Below are 24423 nucleotides of genomic sequence, written 5' to 3' on the forward strand. Positions count from 1 at the left end.
TTGCCTTCTTAGGAAACGATCAGCGTGCCGGCGCCGTGCTCGGTGAAGAGCTCGAGCAGCACCGAATGCGGCGTCTTGCCGTTGAGGATGACGACGCCCTCGACGCCGCGCTCGATCGCCTCGATGCAGGTCTCGACCTTGGGGATCATGCCGCCCGACACCGTGCCGTCCTTGATCAGCGCCCTGGCTTCGGCGACCGTCAGCTCGTCGATCAGCTTCTTGTTCTTGTCGAGCACGCCGGGCACGTCGGTGAGGAAGAGCAGGCGCGAGGCGCGGCAAGCGCCGGCGATCGCACCCGCGAACGTGTCGGCATTGATGTTGTAGGTGTGGCCGTCGCGGCCGGGGGCGACCGGCGCCAGCACCGGGATCATCTCCGAACGCGCGAGAAGATCGAGCAATGTGCGGTCGACCTCGACCGGCTCGCCGACAAAGCCGAGATCGAGCACCCGCTCGATGTTGGAATCCGGGTCGATCATGGTCTTGCGCGCCTTTTCGGCGAACACCATGTTGCCGTCCTTGCCGCAGAGCCCGATTGCCCACTCGCCCTCGGCGTTGATCAGCGCCACGATCTCCTTGTTGATCGAGCCCGCCAGCACCATCTCGACGATCTCGACCGTCTTCTGGTCGGTGACGCGCAGCCCGCCCTCGAACTTGGATTCGATGCCCATCTTGGTGAGCATCGCGCCGATCTGCGGCCCGCCGCCATGCACCACGATCGGGTTGACGCCGGACTGCTTCAGGAGCGCGATGTCGCGGGCGAACGCCTTGCCGAGTTCGGTATCGCCCATGGCATGCCCGCCATATTTCACCACCACCGTCTTATTCTCGTAGCGCTGCATATAAGGCAGCGCGCGCGAGAGCAGCGCGGCCTGCATTTCGGCGGTGGCGGCGATGTCCGTCATCGATGTGATCCCGGCCTCTAGAAAGGAACGGCGGGGTCTTAGCGGGAATTGCCGCAGGCCGCAAACGGCTTTGCGGTCACAATGACGAAAACGTGTGTCGCTAAGCAGGCACCTTGAGCGGCGCGCGTCGCGCAAGCCATCCCGAAAGCTTCTCCATCTGCGCGGCGAAGGACAACAGCGTCTCCTCGTCGCCCGGCCGGCCGGCGGCCTGGATGCCGAGCGGCAGGCCGTCCGCCGTGACATGCACCGGCAGCGCGATCGAGGGCTGGCCGCTGACATTCTGGATCGCCGGCCAGTGGGTGAACCACAGGCTCTTGTCTATCAACTGGCCGAAGAACGACTTGACCTTGAGCAGGCCTGTCAGATGCAATTTGTCGAGCAGGTTCTCGAGGAACTCGTCCGCGCCCTTGGCGTTCATCGAACCGCAGGCCAGTGGCGGGTGCGCGATGATCGGCATCAGCACGGCGTCAAACCGGGCCGTCTCGTCGATCAACTGCCGCGCCGTGGCGTTGAGCCGCTGCACGGCCTCATAAACTTCGCCGGCGGACAGCATTTCGCCGCGACGGGCGAGCACGCGGGTCGCCCGCTCGACCTCGCCAGTCACCGGGCGGCCGACGCGCCGCGCCTCGGCCCGCATCGTGCCGGCAACGGCCGCGGCGACACTCCGGCAGAAATCAGCGATGAAGTCGCGGCCGATGAAAGGCAGCTCGATCTCCTCCACCGTGTGGCCGCCTTCGCGGGCCAGCGCCACCGCGATGTCGAGCGCCTGGAGCGTCTCGGCCGAGATCGGCAGGCCGAGCGGCGACTTGCGGTAGACGGCGAGGCTGAGCTTGCCCGGGTCGCGCGCGGCGGCCGCGGCAAACGAGCCTTTCGGCGCGCGGGCAGCATAGGGCGAGAGCGGATCGGCGCCATGGGTGAGATCGAGCAGCAGCGCGGTATCGCGCACCGAGCGGCTGACGGCGTGGTCGACGACCATGCCGTACCAGCTTTCGCTGACGAGCGGCGTCAGCGGCACGCGGCCGCGCGAGGTCTTCAGGCCGACCAGCCCGCTGCAGGCCGAAGGCACGCGGATCGAGCCGCCGCCGTCGGAAGCATGCGCCGCCGGCACAACGCCCGCGGCGACGAGCGCCGCCGAGCCGCCGGAGGAACCACCGGTCGAATGCCCGGTGTTCCACGGGTTGCGGGTGATGCCGAAGCATGCCGACTCCGTCATAAGCCTCAGCCCATGCTCGGGCGAGGTGCTGGTGGCGATCGGGATCAGCCCGGCGGCGAGATAGCGCTCGACCATCACCGAATTGAAATCGGCGGTGAAAGGCGGGATGCGGCTGCCGCCATGGATCGGCACGCCTTTGATGCCGATGCCGAGATCCTTGAGCGCGAACGGCACGCCGGCCAGCGGCAGCGTGCGGTCGATCGTTCTGGCCCGCGCCCGCGCGTCATCGTAAAGCGGCGTGGCAATGGCATTGATGTCCGGCCTTGTCGCTTCTGCGCGCGCGATCGCCGCGTCGACCAGCTCCGGCGGCGCGATTTCATTCCTGTGTACAAGCTCGGCAAGTCCGATCGCATCCTGTTCCCAAAGCACGCGCTCGATCGACATCGCCGCCCTCTTTTGGCGAAGACTATCTCATGAGCCTGTAAATCGGTATCGGGATTCGACAAGCCAATGGCACGACAACCTTGGGGGACGAAGCTCTCGGCGCCCGTTGCAATTAAATCGCAATCTTCTAATTTGCCGCCATGGGGCCTCAGGACATCAGCAAGCTGATCGTCCGGACTTCGATGAAGGACCGGGCTGCCTTCGATCTGCTCTACAAGCAGACCAGCGGGAAACTTTTCGGCGTCTGCCTTCGTGTCTTGAAGGACAGGGGAGATGCGGAAGAAGCGCTTCAGGAAGTCTTCGTCAAGATCTGGACGAAAGCGGATCGTTTCGCGGTTTCCGATCTGAGCCCGATTTCCTGGCTGGTGGCCATTGCGCGCAACCATGCGATCGATCGCATCAGGGCGCGGCGCAGTCCTTCCGCCAACATCGACGCCGCCCTCGACGTCGCCGATCCGACGCCGGGACCCGAGGCCATGGCTGTGGCAGGCGGCGAGACCGAACGCATCCACCATTGCCTTGACGAGTTGGAGAAAGACCGGGCGGCGGCCGTCCGGGGCGCCTATCTGAGCGGCGAAAGCTATGCCGAGCTGGCGGAGCGCTTCAAGATCCCACTGAACACGATGCGGACCTGGCTGCGGCGAAGCCTGCTCAAACTGAGAGAATGCCTGGAAAGATGACGCTGGCGCAAGACAACGGACCGGACGGTGGAGGCGACGACCTACTCGCCGCCGAATACGTTCTCGGCGTTCTGGCCGCCGACGAACGCCAGATCGCATCCCGTCGCATCGACACCGAGACAGAATTCGCCCGCCTGGTCGAAGCCTGGGAGGTCCACTTTGCGCCGATGGCCGCCGCCTATGCCGCGGTCGAGCCGCCGGCTTCTGTCAAGGCGGCGATCGATCGGCGCCTGTTTGCGTCGCCCGTCTCCACGGCGCCCGGCGGCGGCCTCTGGGCGAGCCTTGCCTTCTGGCGCGGCCTCGCCGCCGCGGCCATTGCCGCCCTGGCCGTCTATGTCGCGCTGCCTTACGTCAATCCGCCGGTCCAGGCGCCCGAGACCAGGCTGGTCGCCTCTCTGGCCGCCGACAACAGCAACGTCAAATATCTTGCGGTTTATGACGCCGCCCGTCATGAGGTCGGCCTGTCGCTGGTCTCCGGCGACCGCGGCGCCGGCAAGGATTTCGAATTGTGGATGATCGAAGGCAAGAACGCGCCGGTCTCGATGGGCGTCATCCCCGCCGGCCCGACCGCGCGCATGCCGGTCACGCCCGCCGTCCAGCAGAAGCTCGCGCAAGGCGCCGTGCTCGCCGTCAGCCTCGAGCCGGCCGGCGGTTCGCCGACCGGCCAGCCTACCGGTCCGGTTGTTGCTGCAGGCGACCTGAAGGGCATCTGACCCTGATCGCGACATCATCAAAGACTAATGAAGTCTATATCATATCTTGTTTGAATAGGGAAAGTTCGCGATCGCCGCCCGGCGGGGCGGACAAAATGAAGCGCCCCGAATAAAATCGCGCGACATTCGTGAAACTAAGATCTTTCGATCCCGTATCTCCTCGCGTTCCCAAGGACGGGAAGAAACAACCAGAGGAGACTGACACCATGCGCAAACTCGCCACCCTTTTGCTTGCCTTCACACTCGGCCTTTCGGCGCTCGGCGCCGTTGCTTACGCCGCCAATCCCATGGTCGGCGGCGCGCCGATGTATGCGAAGAAGAACATCATCGAGAATGTCGTAAATTCGAAGGACCACACCACGCTGGTCGCCGCCGTCAAGGCCGCCGGCCTCGTCGACACGCTGCAGGGCGCCGGTCCCTTCACCGTCTTCGCGCCGACCAACGAGGCGTTCGCGGCGTTGCCCGCCGGCACGGTCGACACGCTGCTCAAGCCCGAGAACAAGGACAAGCTCAGCAAGGTGCTGACCTGCCATGTCATCGCCGGCAAGGCGTTGGCAGCCGACGTCGCCAAGATGGCCAAGGCCGATGGTGGCGCGCACCAGGTCAAGACCGTCGGCGGCTGCGAGCTGACGCTGAAGGCGGAGAAGGGCAAGGTCACCGTCACCGACGAGAACGGCAATGTCGCCCATGTCACCATCGCCGATGTCCGCCAGTCGAACGGCGTCATCCACGTCATCGACAAGGTTCTCTTGCCGAAGATGTAACAAAGCGGACCTGGCCGGCGAAGACTTGGCTGAGCGCCAGCCGCGACATTCAAGATCGCGCCGCCGGCAAGAGTGTGCTCCGCGCCATTCCGTAGAGGAGGCGCGGAGCAGCAGCCGGAGCCAGGAAGGTTTCTGTCCGGAATTGCTCGAACCAGGAGATGGGGCGTCACCGGCTTTTGATTTCCGGACGGCGCTCTATCTTGGCAAAATGCGTCAGGAGGAACGGCCATGAACCGTCGCGATTTTCTCTGGAGCGGAGCCGCCGCTGCCGCTCTCATCGCCGGATCCGCAGCGATGCTGCGCGCCGGCGGGCCGAAGCCGGCTTTGGCAGCCGAGACTTTCGAAGTCACCAAGACCGATGCCGAATGGCATGCCATCCTGTCCGATGCCGCCTTCGACGTGCTGCGCAAGCAGGGTACGGAATATCCCGGCACCAGTCCGCTGCTCAACGAGCATCGCAAGGGCATTTTCGCCTGCGCCGGCTGTGACCTGCCGGTCTATTCGTCGGAGACGAAATTCGATTCCGGCACCGGCTGGCCGAGCTTCTGGCAGGAGATCCCGAACTCCATCGGCAAGACCGAAGACCGCTCGCTCGGCATGACCCGCACCGAGGTGCATTGCCGGCGCTGCGGCGGCCATCTCGGCCATGTCTTCGACGACGGCCCGCCGCCCACCGGCCTGCGCCATTGCATCAACGGCGTGGCGCTGAGCTTCAAGCCGGCGGCCGCCTAATCTCTCCAAAAGAATGACCCCGGAAATCGTCGCCGATTTCCGGGGTCGCGCGTTGAGGAAGCCAGGCGGGGGTTCCGGCTCCTCAATGGCCTCCGCCGCCACCGCCGCGCTGCTGCGCCGGCTTGTTGATGAACAGCACGAAAAATCCGAGCGAGGCGAAGAGCACGGTCAGCATCATGAACACGTCCATGAAGGACAAAAGCGCCGCCTGCTGGTGCACCATGCCCGACAGCTTCGAGACCGCAGCGCTTGTGGCGTCGAGGCCAGCGGTCTGCTCGAAATTCCGCGTCATGTTCTGCAGCTTGGTCTGCGCCGCCTCGCTGCCCCACTGCACATGCTCGGAGAGCCGCGCATAGTGGAAGGCGTTGCGGTCGATCAGCACCGTGTTGATCACCGCGAGGCCGACGGCGCCGCCGAGGTTGCGGGTCAGGTTGAACAGGCCCGACGCATTCTTCAGCCGCTCCGGCGGCAAGGTGCCGAGCGCGATGTTGTTGATCGGCACCATGCACAGCATCATCGAGCAGCCGCGCAGGATCTGCGGGATCAACAGCTCATAGAAATCCCAGTCGGCGGTGAGATGCGTCATCCACCAGGTGCCGGTGGCGAAACCCACGAAGCCGATCATCATCATCAGCCTGAGATCGATCTTGTTCGACAGGATGCCGGCGACGGGCGCGGTGAAGAACATCGCCAGACCGCTGACGAACAGCGCCTCGCCGATCATCATCGAATCGTAGCCGCGGATACGCCCGAGGAACACCGGATAGAGATAGGTGAGCCCGTAAAGCCCGATGCCGACGACGAAGGAGAACAGCGAACCGAAGGCGAAGTTGACGTTGCTGAAGGCCCTCAGATCGACGATCGGTTCCTCGGCGGTGAAGACGCGCCAGAAGAAGATGACGCCGCCGACGGTCATGATGATGGCGCAGGCAAAAACCGCCGGCTCCTGCAGCCAGTCATGGTTCGGGCCTTCCTCCAGCACATATTCCATGCAGCCGAGGAAAGCGGCCATGCCGATCAGGCCCCACCAGTCGAACTTGGAGAACAGTTTCAGGTTGGGCTTGTCGAAATCGATCAGCGACCAGGCTGCCGTCGCCACCAGAATGCCGGGCACGACATTGATCAGGAACAGCCAGTGCCAGGACATGGCATGGCTGATATAGCCGCCCACCGTCGGGCCGATCGTCGGCGCCAGCGTCGCCACCAGGCCGATCATCGGCGAGACGACGGCGCGCTTGGAGGGCGGGAAGATGGTGAAGGCGGCCGCGAACACGCTGGGGATCATGCCGCCGCCGATGAAACCCTGGATGGCGCGGTAGACGATCATCTGGTCGATATTGGTGGCGGTGGCAGCGAGCGCGCTGGCCGCGGTGAAGCCGGCCGCCGCGGTGGTGAACAGCACGCGCGTCGACAGCATGCGGCTGAGGAAGCCCGACAGCGGGATCATCACCACCTCGGCGATCAGATAGGCGGTCTGCACCCACGGGATCTCGTCGGAGCTGGCGCTCAGGCCCGCCTGGATTTCCGATAGCGAGGCCGAGACGATCTGGATGTCGAGGATCGCCATGAACATGCCGAACACCATCGCCAGGAAGGCGACGACGCGGCGCACAGGCATATGGTCCGCGGGCAGGGCCGGCGCGGCAGCGACCGGACGTGCGGGCATTGTTCCTGCGGTGATGGTTGCGGTTGCCATGTCATGGCCTCCCTAGGCAAGTCTCGAGGACAGGCCCGTGGCGGTCCCGGATTGCCTCGAAACGGATAAAGCAGGCTGGGCGGCTCGGCGCTCGCGAATGGCCACCGAACCGCCCCCCAATCAGTTGGTCGTCGAGGTCGGCGCGGTGCGGCTGTCGACCGCGACGACGACGCTCAAGCCGGCGCGCAGCTTGCCGGTCTTCAAGACGTCGGCCGGCACGTCGATGCGCACGGGCACGCGCTGAACCACCTTGGTGAAGTTGCCGGTGGCGTTTTCCGGCGGCAGCAGCGAGAACACCGCGCCCGAAGCCGGCGCCAGCGAGGAGACCGTGCCTTCGAAGGTCTGCCCGTCGATCGCGTCGACGGTGATGCGCACCTTCTCGCCGGGCACCATGCGGCCAAGCTGCGTCTCCTTGAAGTTGCCGACGATGTAGAGCTTGTCCATCGGCACAACGACGGCGAGCTTCTGGCCGGGGCTGACGAGGTCGCCTTGCTCGACAGAGCGGTTGCCGACGACGCCGTCATAGGGCGCCTTCAGCACGGTGAAGGAGAGGTCGCGCAGGGCCTTGTCGCGGGTGAGCTGCAGCGAGGCGAGCGTCGAGGCCGACTCCGCGCGCTGCGCTTCCAGCACGCCGATATTGGCCTGCGCCGCGGCGATCTGCGCGTCGGCGCCGACAAGGGTAGCCTTGGCCTGGTCGAGCGCGGTCTGCGCGTCATCGAGCTGCGCCTGCGTACCGACATGGGTCTTGACCAGCTGCGCCGCGCGGTCCTGGGCGCGCGCCGCATTGTCGGCGGCGGCCTGATCCGCGATCTTCTGCGCCTGGGCCTGCGACAGCGAAGCCTGGGCGGCCTTGGTCTGGGCGTCGATGCGGTCGAGCGTCTTCGCCAAGGTGGCGATCTGCGCCTCGGCCTGGGCGACCGCGATCTTGTAGTCGCCATTGTCGATGACGAACAGCGGATCGCCGGCCTTGACCTTTTGGTTCTCGCTCACCAGCACCTTGTCGATGTAACCGGATATTTTCGGCGACACGAACGACATATCGGCCTGGACATAGGCGTCGTCGGTGGAGATCATGAACCGACCGTCGGTCCAATAGTTATACCCGTACCAGGAGCCGGCGCCGAGCAGGGCAAGGCCGATGATCGGCAAAAGGAAAGAGCGGACAGAGCGCTTTTTCTTGGCCGGTGCTTCAGCCGCGGGTGTCGCAACGGGAGCGGCGGGCTGGACAGGAACTTCCGGCGCTTCGGTCGAAGGCTGGACCTTGGCGTTGGGAAAAGAGCGGACTTCGGCGGTGGCGGGCGCGTTCGAGGACATAGCGATCTCTCTGGAATGTCAGTCAGACTGAACCGTTCGGTTCGAATTGGAGATTGACATAGCGCGGAAAGAGGACCATATCAAGAGGAAATCGAACCGAGCGGTTCGAAATATTTTCAAGGAACGACTTCCATGGTCGACACGACAGCCGATAGCGATCTGCTCGACTTACGCAAGGGCCGCCCCGCGGCCGGGCAGGATCCCGTAAAAAGGGCCCAGATCATCGAGGGCGCCCGCCGCGTCTTTATAGACAAGGGCTTTGAAGCGGCCTCGATGAACGACATCACGCGCGAGGCCGGCGTCTCCAAGGGCACGATCTACGTCTATTTCGAGAACAAGGAAGAGCTGTTCGAGGCGCTCATCGAGGAAGAGCGCGGCACCATCTTCAAGAACATGTATGAAGTGCTCGACCATTTCGACGACCTGCGCAAGACGCTGGTGAAGTTCGGCACCGTGCTTTCGCTGAAGATCACCTCGGCCAAAGTCATCCAGGCCCAGCGCACCGTGGTCGGCGCGGCCGATCGGATTCCGGAGCTTGGCGCGCGCTTCTACGAACGCGGTCCCAAGCGCGGCCACGACAAGGTCATGGCCTTCCTCAACGAAGCCGTCGAACGCGGCCTGCTTCAGATCGCCGATGTCGACCTTGCCGCCTACCAGTTCACCGAGCTTTGCCTCGCCGGCCTGTTCCGCCAGTGCATCTTTTCCTATCGCACGAAAGCGCCGAGCCAGGCGGAGATCGAGCACGTCGTGACGTCCGGCGTCGAAGTGTTTCTCAAGGCCTATGCCACGGAAAAATTCTTCGCCGAGGAACGGGCGTTGCAATCGGCCTGACCGTTCGGGCATGCGGATTCCGGAGCGCAAAGGGCGAAGCTGAAGGGTCGCGAGGCGTCGCCGCGAAATCCATCGGTGCGGTCTGCCTCGACCGCGAAGACCGGCCTGAAGACCCCCCTCTCAAAATATCGATCGGCATCGTCCGGCAGGCGCTTTCGGAAGGACCTGTTAACCATCGCTTCCTATGTCTCGGGAGACGTTCAATCGGCGAGTCTCGAGTATGACATCCATGCGTTTCCCCCGTGCCAATCATCCCGGCGCCTCAGCCAACGACAGCGACGACGAACATCGCAATCCGCGGGAAACCGGGCGCCATGGCGCGGTCCCGCAAGCAGGACAGGTCGTGCCGCTGCGAGTCCTGCACGGGACCGAATCGACGGTCGCTCGTAACGCATCGTCCGAATCGGTCGGCGACGATTTCGGCCTCCCAGCCTGGCAGAACTATTTCTTCCTTGCGCCCAATGTGCGTTTCACGCGCACGCCGGATACCGACCTCGCCAGGCGGGCCGCCCCGCCGGAGGATGCCGCTCAGGGCAAGGCATCCGCGGTCGAGCCCGTCCGGCCTGCGCCGCCGACTCCGCCGCCAGCCGCTCCGGTCCGGAAAAGTTCCGCCGCTCCCGCCACGGCGCCGATGCAAACCAGGCCGGCCCGCGCACCAGCCACTGTTGCCCCAGCCGCCGTCCCGAGCCCTCCGACCGCGCCGACCCAGGCTGCCGCTGCTCCGACGCCAAAACCGCGCCTGAGCGGATTGCGCTGGTCCTATCTTTCCGATCATGCCTTTTTCGAGTTCGGCATGCCCTTCCTGGCCGAGCGCCTGGCGCGGGCGCGTCTGAACGAGACGGGGCAGGCGCCTGCCGTTCCGGCGCAGCCACTGATGCAGCCGGTGCCGGCGCAGCGTCCGGTCGCGCAACCGGTCCAGCCCCGTGCCGCTTTCCCGGGTGAGGCGACGTCATTTTACCGGGTCATCGAATGGCGCTCCAACACGGCGGAGGCAAGTCCGATCTTGGCGCCCGTGCCGACTCCGGCGGCCGCCCAACCGGCGCCTGCCAAGCCCATGCCGATCTCCACCCCGGTAAGCGCCAGGAAAGCCAGGCAGGCACCATCGTTGCCCATGGCCGGCGAGGTCGAGCCGCTATCCGCGATGAGCGACTACGAGCTTCCTTCGGAAGAGCTTTTGCAGATGCCGCCCGAGGGCCAGGGCTTCTACATGTCGCAGGAGCGGATGGAGCAGAATGCCGATCTGCTCGAAAGCGTGTTGGAGGATTTCGGCGTCAAGGGCGAGATCATCCATGTCCGGCCGGGGCCGGTCGTCACGCTCTACGAGTTCGAGCCGGCCCCGGGTGTGAAATCCAGCCGCGTCATCGGGCTCGCCGACGATATCGCCCGCTCCATGTCGGCCGTCTCGGCGCGTGTCGCCGTGGTGCCGGGCCGCAATGTCATCGGCATCGAGCTGCCCAACGAGACGCGCGAGACGGTCTATTTCCGCGAGCTGATCGGCTCCGCCGGCTTCCGCAACACCTCCTGCAAGCTGGCGCTCGGCCTCGGCAAGACGATCGGCGGCGAACCGGTCATCGCCGAGCTCGCCAAGATGCCGCACCTCTTGGTGGCGGGCACCACCGGCTCGGGCAAGTCGGTCGCCATCAACACCATGATCCTGTCGCTGCTCTACCGGATGAAGCCGCAGGAGTGCCGCCTCATCATGGTCGACCCCAAAATGCTGGAACTCTCCGTTTATGACGGCATCCCGCATCTTCTGACGCCGGTCGTCACCGATCCCAAGAAGGCCGTCACGGCGCTCAAATGGGCCGTGCGCGAGATGGAGGACCGCTACCGCAAGATGGCGCGCCTCGGCGTGCGCAACATCGACGGTTACAACCAGCGCGCTGCCGGCGCCCGCGACAAGGGCGAGGTCGTGACCATGCAGGTGCAGACCGGCTTCGAGAGGGGCACCGGCGAGCCGCTGTTCGAGGAACGCGCGATCGACCTCGCGCCCATGCCCTACATCGTCATCATCGTCGACGAGATGGCCGATCTGATGATGGTGGCCGGCAAGGAGATCGAAGGCGCCATCCAGCGCCTGGCGCAGATGGCCCGCGCCGCCGGCATCCATCTGATCATGGCTACGCAACGCCCGTCCGTCGACGTCATCACCGGCACCATCAAGGCCAATTTCCCGACCCGCATCTCCTTCCAGGTGACGTCGAAGATCGACAGCCGCACGATCCTCGGCGAGCAGGGTGCGGAACAACTGCTCGGCCAAGGCGACATGCTGCACATGGCCGGCGGCGGGCGCATTTCGCGCGTGCACGGCCCCTTCGTTTCCGACCTCGAGGTCGAGCAGGTCGTGGCGCATCTGAAAGCGCAGGGGCGTCCCGAATATCTCGACACCGTCACCGCCGACGAGGAGGAGGCCGAGGAAGCGGCCGATGCCGGCCCGGTCTTCGATAAGAGCGCGATCGGAGAGGAGGATGGCGATGCGCTCTACGAGGAAGCCGTCAAGGTGGTCAAGCGCGACAAGAAGTGCTCGACCTCCTATATCCAGCGCCGCCTCGGCGTCGGCTACAACCGCGCCGCCTCGCTGGTCGAGCGCATGGAGAAGGAAGGCCTGGTCGGCGTTCCCAACCATGTTGGCAAGCGCGAGATCCTCACCGGTCGGCGCGATCGCGAGCCGGAGCGCGAGGAGATGGATTAGGCGGGCGCGCCAGACCCCTCATCCGGCCGCTTCGCGGCCACCTTCTCCCCGACGGGGAGAAGAGACTGGCGCCAGCGCCGACCATCTCCTCGCCCCTTGGGGAGAGGTCAGCCGAGCGAAGCGGAGGCTGGGTGAGGGGGAGTGCCTACGCGGCAGGCTCGCTCCATGGCAATAACCGCGTCAGCCGCCGTTCGCCACTAAAGCGATGGCCGCGCGCAGCTCATCCAGTCCAGCGGCCTTTTCCGAGGATGTCGCCAGCACCACCGGAAACGCCGCTGGCCGCTTCTTGATCTTGGCCAGCGTCTCCTCGATCAGCCTCGGCACGCCGGTGGCCTTGATCTTGTCGGTCTTGGTCAGCACCACCTGGTAGGACACCGCCGCCTTGTCGAGCAGTGTCAGCACTTCCTCGTCCTTGGCCTTGATGCCGTGGCGCGCGTCGATCAGCACATAGACGCGCTTCAGCGTCACGCGGCCTTGCAGATACTCGTAGATCAGCTTGGTCCACTCATCGACCTTGTCCTTCGGCGCGCTGGCATAGCCGTAGCCGGGCATGTCGACCAGCGCCATCGGCGGCAGGTCGGCGCCTTCGCCGGAAAAGCCGTCGGGCACGAAATAATTGAGCTCCTGCGTGCGGCCCGGCGTGTTCGACGTGCGCGCCAGGCCCTTGTGCCCGACCAGCGCGTTGATCAGCGACGATTTGCCGACATTGGAACGGCCGGCGAAGGCGATCTCCGGCGGGCCTTCCGGCGGCAGGAACTTCATCGACGGCACGCCGCGGATGAAGACCCAGCCGCGGGTGAACAGCTCCGGGCTGATCGCCGTCTCGTTCGTGCTCTTTTCGGGCGCGTTCAAACCGCTGCCTCCAGCCTGGAAATGTCGGCGCCGCGAATCGCATCGAGATTGCGGCTGATCTTGTCGACCGGCCAATCCCACCAGGCAGCCTTCAATAGCCGCCGCACCGTGAATTCGTCGAAGCGCATCTTTACCACCTTGGCCGGATTGCCGGCCACGATCGCATAAGGCGGCACGTCGTGCGTGACAACCGATTTCGCGGCGACGATAGCGCCATTGCCGATCCTACCGCCCGGCATGATCACCGCATCCATGCCGATCCACACGTCATTTTCGACAATGGTGTCGCCGCGGATTTCCTTCGTCCATGTCTCGGGGTTGAAGCCTTCCTCCCAGCCATGGCCGAAGATGTTGAACGGATAGGTCGAGAAGCCGGACATGGCGTGGTTGGCGCCGTTCATGATGAAGCGCGCGCCCTCGGCGATGGCGCAGAACTTGCCGATCACCAGCCTGTCGCCGATGAAGTCGTAGTGATGCAGCACGCATTTCTCGGCGAATTTATCGGGACCGTCCGGGTCGTCGTAATAGGTGAAGTCGCCGATGTCGATGTTGGGCGACGTCACCAGCCCCTTCAGGAAGCCGACGCGCGGATGCATCGCGATCGGATGCTTGATATTGGGGTTGGGTCCGGTCATCGCGGTCCTTTGCAGGCGGGTTTGGGCGCGGCCGACGAAGCTCCCGCGCGTGATCAAACTAACGCGATCCTTCGACAGCACCAACCGTTCAATGGCTGCCGCGGCAGATCGCGATCGGGGGAAAGGGGCGCTGTCGGAGATTGGCCGAAACCCCTGCGAGTCGTCATACTCGGCCCTGCCGGTTTCGGCGCTTGGCGAAAATGCGCTGTGGCTGAAGATGGCGGCGGCTTGATCGGCCGCTTCTGGCGCCGACGTTGGAAGTTAGCCGGATCGCCCGTGACGTCGTGATACTCGGGCTCGACCCGAGTATCGGTGCCGTGACCCTTGCCGTAGAGTACTACGGCGCAGAATTCTGTAGCCGCCACAACGCCTTAGCGTAGCGGCATGGATTCCAGGGTCTGCGCGCGTCGCTCCGCTCCTTGCTGAGCTGCACGCCGTCTATTCCGCTGGCGATGGTTTCTTGCGGAACATCGAAGCCAGATTGTCCCACAATTCGATCTTGGCGCCCTGGCGCTTCATGATCACGCCCTGCTGCAGGATCGACAGCGTGTTGTTCCAGGCCCAGTAGATGACGAGGCCGGCCGGAAACGAGCCCATCATGAAGGTGAAGATCACCGGCATCCAGGTGAAGATCGCTGCCTGCGTCGGGTCCGGCGGCGCCGGGTTCATGCGCATCTGCAGGAACATGGTGATGCCCATCACCACCGCCCAGGCACCCATATGCGGCAGGAAGGCCGGCGGTGCGAACGGCAGCAGGCCGAACAGGTTGAAGATCGAGGTCGGATCGGGCGCCGCAAGGTCGTGGATCCAGCCGAAGAACGGCGCATGCCGCATCTCGATGGTGATGTAGAGCACCTTGTAGAGCGAGAAGAAGACCGGGATCTGCAGCGCCACCGGCCAGCAGCCGGCCAGCGGATTAATCTTCTCGGTCTTGTAGAGCTCCATCATCGCCTGCTGCTGCTTCATCTTGTCGTCCGCGTATTTCTCGCGGATCTCCAGCATCTTCGGCTGCACCTTCTTCATATTCGCCATCGAGGCATAGGACTTGTTGGCCAGCGGGAAGAAGATCGCCTTGACGACGACGGTGGTGGCGAGGATCGCCAGCCCGAAATTGCCGAAGAATTTGTAGAGCGTGTCGATGAGCCAGAACATCGGCTTGGTAATGAAATAGAACCAGCCCCAGTCGATCAAAAGATCGAAGCGTTTGATGTGGCGGTCCTGGGCATAGGCGTTGATCTTGGCGACTTCCTTGGCTCCGGCGAAGACTTCGGTCTCGACGGTCGCCGACTGGCCGGCCTCGATGTTAATCGGGTCGGTCAGGAAGTCGGACTGATAGCGGTGACGCCCGTCCTCGAAATAGGCATAGCGCGGCTGGAAGGGCTGCTTCTCGGTCGGCACCAGCGTCACGGCCCAGTATTTGTCGGTGATGCCGAGCCAGCCGTCGGTCGACTTGCCGGGCTTGACTTCCTTGTCCTTCTCGATGGTCGCGTATTTGTACTCCGACAGCCCCTCGGCGCCGGTGACGCCGATCAGGCCTTCATGCAGCACGTAGGTGCTGGCGACCGCCGGCTTGTCGTAGCGGGTGACCCGGCCATAATTGAACAGGCTGACAGCGGCGCTGCCTGAATTCTGCACCGTATCGGAAACGGTGAACATGTAGTCGTTGTCGACCGAGATTGTGCGCTTGAAGGTGAGACCCTTGTCGTTGGTGTAGGTCAGCGTCACCGGCGTCGAGGGGGTCAGCGTCGGATTGCCCTCGACGCTCCACACCGTGTCCGAGCTTGGCACCGCGCCTGTCTTGTCGGTGCCGACGAAACCGATCTCGGCGAAATAGCCGGTGGGCAGCGCCTGCGGGTTGAGCAGCTGGATCTCGGGCGAATTCTTGTCGACCGTCTCGGTGTAGTGCTTGAGCTTCAGGTCGTCGAGGCGCGCGCCGGTCAGGTTGATCGAACCTTCGAGGCTCGGCGTATCGATCTTGACGCGATTGGTCGCGGCGATGGCCTGGTCACGGCCGGCCGCCGTCGCCGTATCGCCGCCGGGCGCGCTGGGAATGGCGCCTGGCGCCTGAGCCGTCGGCGCCGCGCCCGGATTGGTTCCCTGCGCTTCCTTCTTCTGCGCCTCGACGCGCTGCTGCTCGATGCGGGCCTGCTCGCGCTGCTGCTCCATCTTCGGGTTCATGTAGAACACCTGCCAGAGCGTCAGGATCAGCACCGACAGCGCGATGGTGATGAAGAAATTGCGGTTGTTTTCCATCGAAAGCCCTGGCCTATCGTGTTCCGCGCAGCCGGCGGGAAAGCTCGGCCTTCAACTGGCCGAAGGGAATGGCAAGCACGTCTTCACGCCCGACGATGACATAGTCATTGCCGGGCGCCATGTCATCGGCGGCATGAACGCGCACGGCTTCCCTCAGCCGCCGCCGGACGCGGTTTCGCACCACGGCGTTGCCGACCTTTTTGGTGACGGTGTAGCCGACGCGCGGCGCAAGGTCATCGCCGCGGTCGAGAACTTCAACGAGAAAAAGCCGCCCGCGGCGTTTCTCGCCGCCGCGCACAGCCAGGAAATCCGCGCGTTTCAGAAGCCGCCCGGGAGTTTTCCCTTGTGGCTTGCCGGGTGCGGGCAACGATCTCGTCTTCCGCTCAGGCGCTGAGCCGCTTGCGGCCGCGGTTGCGGCGGGCAGCAACGACGCCACGGCCGCCTTTGGTGGCCATGCGGGCACGGAAACCATGTCGGCGCTTACGGACGAGCTTGGACGGTTGGTAGGTACGCTTCATTTGTTTTAATACCGCGGCGTGCGGCCCTTCTTGATTCTGTCACTCTGTAACAGGAGCTTTGCCGGGCCGGCTTAGGCGCGATCGAAACCGCGCCGGGACGAATGGCCCGAGCGTGAGCGGGCTTATAGAAAGAAGGTTTTTGGAAGTCAATCCGGCGTGGCCGCGAGGCATTCTTTCGCTGGACCAAGGTTGAAATTGGCAAAAAAGCCGCAAATCGCATAATCTGAACCGATCAAGGCTTCGTGAAGACCGTGTCATGACGAGTGAAGCTCTGTCCACCGATGAAAAAGCACGGCCGGCTGCGGCGAATTCGTCGCGGCGGGTGCCGCTGTCGCGCGGCCTGTCGACCAAGCTTCTCTTCCTCACCATCGCCTTCGTGCTTTTGGCCGAAGTCCTGATCTTCCTGCCCTGGATCGCCAGCTACCGGGTCAACTGGCTGAAGGAGCGCTTGAGCACCGCAGCCGCCGTGTCGATCGTGCTCTTGCAGGGCGAGCCCAACGCGCTGTCGCACAACGCCCAGAACGACGTGCTGATGGCGATCGGCGCCAAGGCGATCGCCGTGCGCGACGGCGGGGTCTCCCGGCTGCTCGTCGTTTCCGACATGCCGCCCCAGGTCGACGAGCATATCGACATCGCCGGTGTCGGCCTGGTCAACGGCATGACCGGCGCGCTCGAGACGCTCTTCTTCGGCGGCAAGCGCATGCTGCGCGTCTTCGGTCCGGTCGGCGACAGCGACAAGGAATTCGAGCTGATCATGCCGGACTACCGGTTGCGCGACGCTATGCTGAGATATTCGCGCAATGTCGCCGTCGTATCGCTGCTCATCTCGCTCTTCACCGCCATGCTGGTCTATGCGGCGATCGACCTGATCATGATCGGGCCGATCCGCACCATGACGCGCTCGATCCTGGCCTTCTCCGAAGCGCCCGACGATCCCGGCCGCGTCATCCGCCCCGCCGACCGCGCCGACGAGATCGGGGTGGCCGAGCGCGAGCTGTCGCAGATGCAGGACCGGCTGCAGAAGATGCTGTCGGAACAGAAGCATCTCGCCGACCTCGGCCTCGCCGTCTCCAAGATCAACCACGACATGCGCAACATCCTCGCTTCCGCGCAGCTGATGTCGGACCGCCTGCGCCAGGTGAAGGACCCGACCGTGCAGGCCTTCGCGCCGAAGCTTCTGCGCGCCCTCGACCGCGCCGTCTCCTATTCCGAAGGCGTGCTTCACTATGGCCGCACGCAGGAGCCGGCGCCTTCGCGCCGCCGTGTGCGGCTGCGCCAACTGGTCGACGACGTGCACGGCCTGCTCGACATCGAGGAGGGCATCGAGTTCGTCAACGGCGTCGAGGCCGCCTTCGAGGTCGACGCCGATTCCGACCAGCTGTTCCGCGTGCTGACCAATCTTTGCCGCAACTCCGTGCAGGCGATGGCCGCCGACACCGAAAGCGCGGTGGTGCGCCGGCTGGCGGTCTCGGCCGAGCGCCATGGCAGCGTTAGCCGTATCACCGTCGCCGACACCGGCCCCGGCCTGCCGCCCAAGGCGCGCGAGAACCTGTTCGCCGCCTTCCGCGGCTCGGCGCGCAGCGGCGGCACCGGCCTCGGCTTGGCGATCGCGCATGAATTGATCCGCGCCCATGGCGGCACAGTCGAGCTTGTCGAATCGATCGGCGGCCGCACCGTCTTCGCCGTCACCATCCCCGACCAGCCGGTCCGGCTCGACCAGGCGCGCAACGGCCTGCGCCGCCCGGCTTGAGGCCATCGCCCTCCGGCGGAGCCGCTTGTCGCCAGCGGAGCGCCTCGATCAAAGCCGGCAAAACCACCTGCGACAAAACTTTTGCCGGATCGGCTTGCTTTTCGCAAATTCAGTCGTTAGGGAACACTCCACATCGCGGCCGGCCGTTTCGACCGGATCGCGGGGCTTGTGTCACACACGGCCTGTTGCGCGCCCGTAGCTCAGCTGGATAGAGCACCAGACTACGAATCTGGGGGTCAGGAGTTCGAATCTCTTCGGGCGCGCCATTCATTTCAGATATTTAGCTGAATCCCACCGTTTCAAATGGCCGTTTTGAACGGTTTTGAATCGTCGGATGGATCTGCGCGGCTGGAAGAACCGCAGCGTAGGATCGGGCGACCATCCGGCCCGAGCCGTGTTGCGTTCTTAGTTCTTATATGTGCCAAAACCAATTGCAAAATGAAATCAGTTGATCTAATCTAAACCGATTGCACAACGCAATCAGATTACGCGGATGCCCTATGGGGAAGGCAATGGCCAAGCTCGTGTTCGGAATGAACCAGTCGCTGGACGGCTACGTCGATCACATGGCGTTCGGGCCAAGCCCCACGCTCTTTCGCCATTTCATCGGGGAGGCCGAGCGGCAGGCCGGCAGCATCTACGGTCGCCGTATGTATGAGGTCATGCGCTATTGGGACGACGAGCATCCCGAATGGAATGCGGACGAGCGGGCCTTCGCCGCGGCGTGGCGGAACCAGCCGAAATGGGTCGTTTCGCGCTCGTTGAAGTCCGTCGGCCCCAATGCCAGGCTTGTCGAGGGTGATCTCGACGGCGCCATCCGCAAGCTGAAGGCCGAGCGCGACGGCGAGATCGAAGTCGCCGGCCCGGACTTGGCGCGAAGCCTCACCGAACTGGGCCTGATCGATGAGTATCGGATCTACCTGCACCCCGTGGTGCTTGGTCACGGCAAGCCCTATTTCGCCGGGCCCCGGCCGCCGCTGCGCCTGATGGCTCATGATCGGATCGGCGAGGATGTGATCAGGTTGAGCTACGTTCCTGCCTGATCTCGCGACGTCCTCTCGTGCCGCACCATACTGCTTATCCGAGCTTCGCAGCCCGAATCTTCGGGCGCCATTCCTGTTCAACGCCCACTCTGAATGATCAGGGCAGGGCTCAGCGCGGCTTATGCCGTATATGCCAGCGCCAGGATTCTGGGCGAGATGGTGAAGCGCACCGCCAAACGATTGCCAGATGAAGTGACCGCCTCGCCCGAGGCGAGATCGACGGCGATGTCCTCAAAGCCCAGCACCCGGCCGTCAAGCGGAAACGAGGCCTTGTAGACCGCCTCCTTGATCGCAAACAGAATGCGGCTGCCTATACCGGAATCAAGATCGCCCAGGCGGTCTTGCGGCGTTGCCACCATGCCTCGGAGGTCGCGCGGCAAGGGCAGGGCAGGCTCGATGTCGACGCCCACGCTTCTCATCGCGTCGGATCGCGCGGCGACCGCAACGGCAAGTTCATCGTCATGCGCAATCGAACCGACGATCCCTGCAGGCCAGATCGGGTTTCCCAGTTGGCCCCGCAAGACGGCGAGATCCGCACAGCTCAGCCGCCGCAGCAATTCATGCGCGACCCGACGGCCCGCTCCGGTGGCAGCGCGCGCCCTCTGTTCGCGCGTGACGATGGAAGCGCCTTCCGCCGGCAGAAGGTATTGTTCGTCGCCGGCACGAACAAGACGGCAGCCGGTGACAAGCCCGGGCGGCGTGAGGCCGGCCAGTGCCTGCTCGACGGCGCTCTCGATGTCCGCGTCGTCCGGCCGTGTGCTCACTTGCCGCCCAATTCGAGCACGGCAATCATCTCGCCATCCTCATCCAGTCCCGCCTCGACGAAACCGAAGCCGGCATAGAGCCGGCGCGCGGCCTCGTTGCCCGGTTCGTAGCAGATCGCGACGCGGCGTATGTGGCCGAGCTGCGCGATCTGCTCCAGCGCCCGGGCAACCGCGGCACGGCCGAGGCCCTTGCCCTTTCGCGGCGGTCGATCATGAAACGGTAGATGATCGCCTCGTCATCGTCGTCTGGAGCGCTGTACATCAGGAATCCGACGACGCGCCCGGCCGCAACGACAGCGCGGGCGAGGGCCTCGTCATCCTCCCTGGCCTCTTCGAGCGAGTCGGCATTCGAGGCGACGAAGCCTTGCTGCTCGGGCATCAGCTCGAGCGCCAGGATCGCCGCCCGGTTGTCCTCGCCGACAGGCCGCAGGACCACCTCGCGGTCGCGCGGCCGCGCTTCGGCCGAACACGTCACTGTTTCTGCCCGATCTCGATCGCGCGCGCGTCGATCGGCGTCACCACGCCATAGAGCTTGGCCGGGTTGCCGCGCCACACGGTGTTGGGCTCCAGCACTTCGCCCTTCATGACGAAGCAATCGAGGTCCGCCACGGATCCCTCACCCATCACCACGGCGTAGTGGATGAAGGCGGCAGAGGCGAGCGTGCAGCCATTGCCGATGCGGATATAGTCGGACTTGAACGCGCCTTCCTCCAGCGAATGCGCCTGGATGACGCAGCCCTCGTTGAGCGTCGCGTCGTCGCCGATCTCCACCAGCGACCGCTCGGTGATGATGCTTCCCCCGTCATAGACGCGCCGCCCGACCTTCACGCCCACCAGACGCAGGAGCAGCGGCCTGAACGGCGTGCCGGTGAACAGGCCCATGATCGGCGAATCGGACAGTTTCCAATGGCGTTCGTGCCGCCAGAAGACCGGGTCGTAGATCGTCGCCATCCTGGGCTTCAGCCGGCGGAAACCGAGGCTGACCCGTTCCAGGAAGATGTAGAACGGAATGCCGATCGCCGTGGTCAGCACCACCGCCACGAACAGCGCCGTCTGCTCCCATTCGTTGTAGTAGTTGAGCGCCCTGTCCCAGATGGCGAGCGTCAGGAACAGGATCAGCCACTGCGCGGCCAAGAACAGCAGCGCGGTGACCAGATTGTGGAGGTTCTTCAGCGGCAGCCGGCGGCGGCGCTCCTTGTCGGAGATCAAGCCGAGCAGCTCCTTGTCGCGATTGACCATGCGCGGGATTTCAAAGGGCGGCGACCCCAGCAGCCCGACATTCTCGCGCACGGGACCATCGACCGGTACATGCACCTTGGTTCCGAGCAGGCAATTGTCGCCGGTGCGGGAATCCGGCGAATAGATGATGTTGTTGCCGAAGAAGTTGCGCTCGCCGACCCGCGTATGCTCGAGCCGGAAGGAGTTGGCGGACTTCTGCATGTTGACCATGAACAGGCCGTCGGAGACCATCGTTTCCGAGCCGATCTCGCTGAGCTGCGGGTTTTCATGCCGCTGGTTGGTGCCAAAATTCGACCCGGTCTGGTTCACCTTGTTCAGCCGCCAGCCGATGGCGCGCAAATAGTAGACGACGGCCGAGCTGTCGCCGAACAGCACATTCAGCAGTCGCACGTTGCTGACCAGCTCCAGCATCGATTGCAGCCAGTAGTGAAAGCCGTAGAGCGAATAGTCTCGGCCGGGCTTCAGCATGAGGTTGAACAGCCGCGGCACGATGGCGGCCAGCAGCACGCCGCCGATGATGAAGCCCGCCAGCGTCACCGTGGTGCCGATCGCCACGATGCCGATGGTCTCCTGATAGTCGTCGCCGAGATTCTCCCAGTAGGTGTGGAACAGAAGCGGGAACGGCGTGACGATGGCGAAGAGGATGAAGAGCTGGATCGCCTCGTAGATGATCCGGCGCGCGTGCGACAGCGGCACGTTGGGAACCGTGCAATAGTCCGCCTCGGTCGCAATCGCCGGCGATCCGTGCCAGCGCTCGCCGGCAGGGATTGCCTGTCCCCGATGCAGCGACGAAGCGTGGCCAAGCTGGGCGCCGTCGCCGATACGGGTGTCGATGTCCAGCGTTGAGCCGACGCCGACGAAAGCGTTGTGTCCGATGTCAAGCGGGCCGGTGTGGATGTAGCCCGCCTGGGCGCGGAAGCCCAGGATCATGGAATCCTTGCGCAGGATCGAGTTGTCGCCGATCCTGATCAGGTCGGTGCAGACCGGAACGGAGCGGCACTCGATAACCGTGCGGTTGCCGAGCCGTGCGCCGAGCAGGCGCAGGTAGAGGCTGTACAGCGGGCTGCCGCGGAACAGCACCACCGGCGCGCTGCGGACCAGCGTCTTGACAATCCAGAAGCGATAATAACGCCAGCCCCAGATCGGGAACGTCTCAGCCTTCCAGCGGCCGACCAGCAGCCACTTGGCGATGATGGCAAAGCCGCTCAGCCCGAAGAACACGCTGGCGGACAAGAGGACGCAGCGCAGATAGAGCTGCACCGGGTCGTCCAGCGCGTCATAGACCCAGTTCAGTCCGTCATTGATCGCCCAGAGCGAGGCATAGCTGTAGAGCGCGTAGAACATGAGCTGCCCAAAGCCCGTGCTCCAATAGGCAAGGCCGGAAGCCCGATGCGTCAGCATCGGCTCGCTCGCGGCAACCGCGGCCATCTGCGGCGCACGCAGGTGCTCGGCGAGCTTCGCGACCGTGGGGTGCAGGTAGATGTCGCGCATCGAGGTCGTCGACCACGCCTTGCGGGAGCGGATGCGCGCGCAGAACCTCGCCATCAACAGCGAGTTCGCCCCAAGGTCGTCGAAGAAGTGGTCTTCGATGGAGATGTCCTCGAATTTCAGCACATCCTGCAGCGTGTCGACCAGCAACCTCTCGTCCTCGTTGCGCGGATCGATCATCGCATGGCCGGCCGCGACGCGCGCGCTGGTCGGCTTTGGCAGCTTCCTCACGTCGACCTTGTTGGAGACCGTCATCGGGATCGCGGGCAGCTGCTCCAGATAGGCCGGAACCATGTAGTCGGGCAGCCGCTGCTTGAGCTCCCGCACGAGCATGGTGCGATCCACACTGTCGCCGCCGCTCCTGGGTGCATAATAGGCGACCAGTTCCGTGCGCTCGGGCTCGATCTCCCATGTCGTGACCGCCGCCTGCGCGATGCCTGGCTGTTCCAGCAGCACGGCCTCGATCTCGCCCAGCTCGATGCGGTAGCCGCGGATTTTCACCTGCGTGTCGATGCGGCCGTGATACTCGATCTCGCCCTTGTCGTTGATGCGGCCGAGATCGCCCGTCCGGTAGATGCGGCCGCTGGGATTGTTCGGCAGGCCGATGAAATCCTTGATGAATCGCTGTTCGGTGAGCTCCGGCCGGTTGAGGTAGCCTACCGCCACGCCCATGCCGCCGATGCAAACCTCGCCCAGTGCGTCGCCGGTCAGCACCTTCGGCTTTTCGGGGTCGAGAATTGCTATCGAATAGGTGGGCAGCGGCCTGCCGATCGTCACCGGCTCGTCCGGCGTCAGCAAGCCCATGGTGGCGGTGACCGTCGCTTCGGTCGGGCCATACGTGTTCAGGATCTGGCGGCCGGGCTTCGCCCAGCGCACCACGAGCTTTTGCGAGCAGGCTTCGCCGCCGACCAGGATCGCACGCAGGCTGGGCGCGTCGCTCTCGATCGACGACAAAAGCGTCGGGCTGCAGGCCATGCAGGTGATGTGATGCTCACGCAGGAAACTGGCCAGCTCCTCGCCCACGAGGGGCTGCTGGCCGGGCGCCGGCACCACAGTGGCGCCGGCGGCAAAGGGCACCCAGATCTCCTCCGAGGAGAAGTCGAAGGCGATGGTCATGCCCTGGTACACGCGGTCGCCCGGCTGGTAACCGTAGGATGCTGCGGCGACGCGGATGAAATTGCAGAAGCTCTGATGCGTGATGACCACGCCTTTCGGCTTGCCCGTGGTGCCGGACGTGTAGAGAATGTAGCAGGTCTGGTCCTGGCTGCCCTCCGGCAGGGGCGCCGTTTCCGGCTTGAGAGCGATTTCGGATTCCGCCGAGTCGATCGAGATGTGCGGAACCGGCAGGCGCGCCACGCGCGCGGCATAACCGGAGACGCTGATCACCATCGTGACATTGGCATCCTCAATGATCATCACCATGCGATCTTCGGGGAAGGCGGTGGCTAAAGGGACGAAGGCCGCACCGGCCTTCATCACGGCGAGGATAGCGATATAGGTTTCGGCGGAGCGGTCCAGCAAAAGGCCTACCCGGTCGCCCGGCTTCACGCCGCGCTCGATCAGCAGATGCGCGAACTGGTTGGCACGGCTGTTCAGCTCGCGGTATGACCAGGGCCGGCCGCCGGAAATCACGGCCGGTGCCGCGTCGAAGCGGCTCGCCAGATCGCCGAAGAAGCGGTCAAGCCTCTCATGCGGCTCGCCCTTATGGATGAAATCGGGGCCGATCAGGATCTGATCGCGCGGTGGCGATTCCGTCACTACTTTGGCTTCGGCCGCGTTTTTCTTGGCGGGCTTGCTTGCTTCATTCAGAGACATTGGAGGACCCGCGAGCTCGTGATGGCTCGCACTATGCCGTGATTGGCGAAAAGACAATTGGCTGACGATGATGGGCCAGTTGATTTGCCTTTGCGGCGGATTTGAGATGGCGTTCCAATCGGCAATTCATGCCACGCGCCGTTCA

General features: G+C 64.4%; 20 protein-coding genes and 1 tRNA gene. 9 read left to right on the forward strand and 12 right to left on the reverse strand.

All coding sequences use genetic code 11. The features are described from left to right. Nucleotides 1–8: 8 nt before the first annotated feature. On the reverse strand, nucleotides 9–902 hold the full coding sequence (gene argB, locus LB528_RS22855) for an acetylglutamate kinase (protein ID WP_224517174.1): 894 nt from the start codon (nucleotides 900–902) through the stop codon (nucleotides 9–11). A gap of 100 nt (nucleotides 903–1002) precedes the next feature. Next, nucleotides 1003–2499: an amidase gene (locus LB528_RS22860; RefSeq protein ID WP_224716381.1), complete on the reverse strand. Its 1497-nt coding sequence runs from the start codon at nucleotides 2497–2499 to the stop codon at nucleotides 1003–1005. A 140-nt stretch (nucleotides 2500–2639) separates the two neighbouring features. On the opposite strand from LB528_RS22860, the gene LB528_RS22865 reads away from it, so the two are divergent. From LB528_RS22865 to msrB, 4 genes are all read left to right on the forward strand, one after another. Beyond that, entirely contained in the window at nucleotides 2640–3179 is a 540-nt protein-coding gene (locus LB528_RS22865) for a sigma-70 family RNA polymerase sigma factor (protein WP_224517178.1), read from the forward strand. Beyond that, on the forward strand, nucleotides 3176–3892 hold the full coding sequence (locus LB528_RS22870; RefSeq protein WP_224716382.1) for an anti-sigma factor domain-containing protein: 717 nt from the start codon (nucleotides 3176–3178) through the stop codon (nucleotides 3890–3892). Before LB528_RS22865 ends, LB528_RS22870 begins: the two co-directional genes overlap by 4 nt. 206 nt (nucleotides 3893–4098) lie before the next feature. Then, on the forward strand, nucleotides 4099–4656 hold the full coding sequence (locus LB528_RS22875; RefSeq protein WP_224716383.1) for a fasciclin domain-containing protein: 558 nt from the start codon (nucleotides 4099–4101) through the stop codon (nucleotides 4654–4656). 228 nt (nucleotides 4657–4884) lie between these two features. Next, the gene (gene msrB, locus LB528_RS22880) at nucleotides 4885–5388 is read left to right on the forward strand and encodes a peptide-methionine (R)-S-oxide reductase MsrB (protein WP_224716384.1); all 504 of its coding nucleotides are present in this window, start codon (nucleotides 4885–4887) and stop codon (nucleotides 5386–5388) included. 82 nt (nucleotides 5389–5470) lie between these two features. On the opposite strand, the gene LB528_RS22885 is transcribed toward msrB, so the two are convergent. Both LB528_RS22885 and LB528_RS22890 read right to left on the reverse strand, forming a co-directional pair. After that, nucleotides 5471–7084 (reverse strand): DHA2 family efflux MFS transporter permease subunit, encoded by a 1614-nt coding sequence (locus LB528_RS22885; protein WP_411962243.1) that lies wholly within the window; start codon nucleotides 7082–7084, stop codon nucleotides 5471–5473. 120 nt (nucleotides 7085–7204) lie between these two features. Further along, nucleotides 7205–8398, reverse strand: coding sequence for an HlyD family secretion protein (locus LB528_RS22890; RefSeq protein ID WP_224716385.1), 1194 nt, complete (start codon nucleotides 8396–8398; stop codon nucleotides 7205–7207). A gap of 132 nt (nucleotides 8399–8530) precedes the next feature. Here LB528_RS22890 and LB528_RS22895 point away from each other — a divergent pair, with 132 nt between their 5' ends. Together LB528_RS22895 and LB528_RS22900 are read left to right on the forward strand one after the other, a co-directional pair. After that, nucleotides 8531–9229, forward strand: coding sequence for a TetR/AcrR family transcriptional regulator (locus LB528_RS22895; RefSeq protein WP_224716386.1), 699 nt, complete (start codon nucleotides 8531–8533; stop codon nucleotides 9227–9229). 229 nt (nucleotides 9230–9458) lie between these two features. After that, the gene (locus tag LB528_RS22900; RefSeq protein ID WP_224716387.1) at nucleotides 9459–11921 is read left to right on the forward strand and encodes a DNA translocase FtsK; all 2463 of its coding nucleotides are present in this window, start codon (nucleotides 9459–9461) and stop codon (nucleotides 11919–11921) included. Between the two features lie 180 nt (nucleotides 11922–12101). On the opposite strand, the gene yihA is transcribed toward LB528_RS22900, so the two are convergent. The 5 genes from yihA to rpmH all read right to left on the reverse strand — a co-directional run bounded on the left by yihA (nucleotide 12102) and on the right by rpmH (nucleotide 16179). After that, complete coding sequence (gene yihA, locus LB528_RS22905) at nucleotides 12102–12773, reverse strand: ribosome biogenesis GTP-binding protein YihA/YsxC (RefSeq protein ID WP_224716388.1); 672 nt, start codon at nucleotides 12771–12773, stop codon at nucleotides 12102–12104. After that, nucleotides 12770–13408: a CatB-related O-acetyltransferase gene (locus LB528_RS22910; RefSeq protein WP_224517193.1), complete on the reverse strand. Its 639-nt coding sequence runs from the start codon at nucleotides 13406–13408 to the stop codon at nucleotides 12770–12772. Before LB528_RS22910 ends, yihA begins: the two co-directional genes overlap by 4 nt. 438 nt (nucleotides 13409–13846) lie before the next feature. After that, nucleotides 13847–15661 (reverse strand): membrane protein insertase YidC, encoded by a 1815-nt coding sequence (gene yidC / locus LB528_RS22915; RefSeq protein WP_224716389.1) that lies wholly within the window; start codon nucleotides 15659–15661, stop codon nucleotides 13847–13849. 13 nt (nucleotides 15662–15674) lie between these two features. Then, complete coding sequence (rnpA, locus tag LB528_RS22920; RefSeq protein WP_095767954.1) at nucleotides 15675–16028, reverse strand: ribonuclease P protein component; 354 nt, start codon at nucleotides 16026–16028, stop codon at nucleotides 15675–15677. A gap of 16 nt (nucleotides 16029–16044) precedes the next feature. After that, nucleotides 16045–16179, reverse strand: a complete 135-nt coding sequence (rpmH, locus tag LB528_RS22925) for a 50S ribosomal protein L34 (RefSeq protein ID WP_008833937.1) — start codon at nucleotides 16177–16179, stop codon at nucleotides 16045–16047. A 256-nt stretch (nucleotides 16180–16435) separates the two neighbouring features. Here rpmH and LB528_RS22930 point away from each other — a divergent pair, with 256 nt between their 5' ends. From LB528_RS22930 to LB528_RS22940, 3 genes are all read left to right on the forward strand, one after another. Beyond that, a complete protein-coding gene (locus tag LB528_RS22930; RefSeq protein WP_224716390.1) occupies nucleotides 16436–17929 on the forward strand; it encodes a sensor histidine kinase in 1494 nt (497 codons plus the stop codon). Between the two features lie 189 nt (nucleotides 17930–18118). After that, nucleotides 18119–18195, forward strand: a tRNA-Arg gene (locus tag LB528_RS22935). Nucleotides 18196–18441: 246 nt separating this feature from the next. Next, nucleotides 18442–18972 carry a dihydrofolate reductase family protein gene (locus tag LB528_RS22940; protein WP_224716391.1) on the forward strand — a complete coding sequence of 177 codons (531 nt, stop codon included), beginning with the start codon at nucleotides 18442–18444 and terminating at the stop codon, nucleotides 18970–18972. 119 nt (nucleotides 18973–19091) lie between these two features. Here LB528_RS22940 and LB528_RS22945 read toward each other — a convergent pair whose 3' ends face one another. The 3 genes from LB528_RS22945 to LB528_RS22955 form a co-directional block, all read right to left on the reverse strand. Further along, nucleotides 19092–19736 (reverse strand): 4'-phosphopantetheinyl transferase, encoded by a 645-nt coding sequence (locus LB528_RS22945; protein WP_224716392.1) that lies wholly within the window; start codon nucleotides 19734–19736, stop codon nucleotides 19092–19094. After that, entirely contained in the window at nucleotides 19733–19894 is a 162-nt protein-coding gene (locus LB528_RS30455) for a hypothetical protein (protein ID WP_318012344.1), read from the reverse strand. Before LB528_RS30455 ends, LB528_RS22945 begins: the two co-directional genes overlap by 4 nt. 313 nt (nucleotides 19895–20207) lie before the next feature. Beyond that, nucleotides 20208–24278: a Pls/PosA family non-ribosomal peptide synthetase gene (locus LB528_RS22955; protein WP_224716393.1), complete on the reverse strand. Its 4071-nt coding sequence runs from the start codon at nucleotides 24276–24278 to the stop codon at nucleotides 20208–20210. Nucleotides 24279–24423 lie beyond the last annotated feature (145 nt).

It is taken from the genome of Mesorhizobium sp. CA4 (assembly GCF_020165075.1).
GTDB lineage: Bacteria > Pseudomonadota > Alphaproteobacteria > Rhizobiales > Rhizobiaceae > Mesorhizobium.